Source organism: Pseudonocardia halophobica, from assembly GCF_027922425.1.
Taxonomy (GTDB): Bacteria; Actinomycetota; Actinomycetes; order Mycobacteriales; family Pseudonocardiaceae; genus Pseudonocardia; species Pseudonocardia halophobica.
In genome coordinates this window covers 1-1,609 of sequence record NZ_BSFQ01000107.1, presented here as the reverse complement: position 1 = coordinate 1,609, position 1,609 = coordinate 1, and the positions used below count along the sequence as shown (strand labels likewise).

3 protein-coding genes are annotated in these 1,609 nt (G+C 70.4%); all 3 read right to left on the bottom strand.

Annotation, left to right across the window (positions count from 1 at the left end):
* Positions 1 to 130: 2Fe-2S iron-sulfur cluster-binding protein (locus PKE99_RS39125; protein WP_197040918.1), on the bottom strand; the 130-nt coding region annotated here is incomplete at its 3' end.
* Entirely contained in the window at positions 127 to 408 is a 282-nt protein-coding gene (locus PKE99_RS37455) for a sarcosine oxidase subunit delta (protein ID WP_037054740.1), read from the bottom strand. The genes PKE99_RS37455 and PKE99_RS39125, both read right to left, overlap by 4 nt.
* Positions 409 to 454: 46 nt before the next feature.
* On the bottom strand, positions 455 to 1,609 hold a 1,155-nt coding region (locus PKE99_RS37450; protein ID WP_037054742.1), incomplete at its 5' end, for a sarcosine oxidase subunit beta family protein.

The following is a 1,609-nucleotide window of genomic DNA, read 5'->3' as shown; positions in this document are numbered from 1 at the left end:
GGCGGACCCCGTTCGCCAGCAGCGCCGACGCCAGGGTGTCGCCGGGGTGGCCGGTGTACTGCTCGCCGTCGAAGGTGAAGGTCAGGGTGCGGGTGCGGTCGAGGACGTGCCCGTAGCCGGCGAGCCTCATGGGGTCACCTCCGGGCGGGGGTCGCCGATCTTGTAGGTGGCGAGGAAGCGGTAGGTGCGGGTGTCGCGCACGGCGTTGAACCAGCGCCGGCAGCCCGCGGTGTGGCTCCAGCGTTCGGCGAAGGGGCCCTTGGGGTTGTCGCGGAAGAACACGAACCGGGCCCACTGCTCGTCGGACAACGCGGCCGGATCGTGCGGGTAGCTGCGGTGGGCCTGGCCGCCGTAGCAGAACTCGACCTCCTCGCGGGGGCCGCACCAGGGGCAGTGGATCAACTGCATCAAGGGTCTCCGTGAACTGCTGGGGTGGGCTCGGGGGGCTGGGGGGTTAGTGGGCGACGGCGGCGGCGCCGTGTTCGTCGACCAGGGCGCCGGTGCTGAACCGGTCCAGCGCGAACGGCGCCACGAACGGGTGCGGGCGCCCGTGCGCGAGCGTGTCGGCCAAACACCAGCCCAGGCCCGGGGTGGCCTTGAACCCGCCGGTGCCCCACCCTGCGTTGACGAACACGTTGCCGTAGGGGGTGTGCCCGACGATCGGACTGGCGTCGGGGGTGACGTCGACGATCCCGCCCCAGGACCGCAGCAGGTGCGCCCGGGCGAAGACGGGGAACAGCTCGACCGCGGCGGCCATCTGGCGTTCGATGATGTGAAACGCCCCGCGCTGCCCGTACCCGGTGTACGCGTCCACCCCGGCGCCCATCACCAGTTCGCCCTTGTGCGCCTGGGAGACATAGACGTGCACCGCATTCGACATCACGATCGTCGGGTGCACCGGCTCCAGCAGCTCCGAGACCAACGCCTGCAGCGGGTGCGACTGCAGCGGCGCGGGCACCCCGAGCAGGTCCAACAGCACGCTGGTGTGCCCGGCCGCGCACAACGCCACCCGCCCGCAGCCGATCTCCCCGCGGCTGGTCCGCACCCCGGTCACGGTGTCCCCGTCGGTGGTGAAGCCGAGGACCTCGCAGTCCTGGATCAGGTCGATCCCGGCGGCGTCGGCGCGGCGGGCGAACCCCCAGGCCACGTAGTCGTGCTTGGCGATCCCGGCCCGCGGCTGATACGTCGCCCCGTGCACCGGATACCGGATCTGGTCGGAGACGTTGACGATCGGACACACCTTGGCCACCTCGTCCGGGCCCAACCACTCGGCGTCGATCCCGTTGAGCTTGTTCGCCTCCACCCGGCGCACCGAGTCCCGCACGTCCTGCTCGGTATGGGCCAGGTTGAGCACCCCCCGCTGCGAGAACAAGATCGGATAGCCCAGCTCGTCCTCCAGGCCCTCCCACAGCTTCAGCGAGTGCTCGTAGATCGCCGCGGACTCGTCCCACAGATAGTTCGACCGGATCAGCGTGGTGTTGCGGGCCATGTTCCCGCCGGCCAACCAGCCCTTCTCCAACACCGCCACATTCGTGATCCCATGATTGCGCGCCAGATAGTGCGCGGTGGCCAGCCCGTGCCCACCCCCACCCACGATCACCACGTCGTA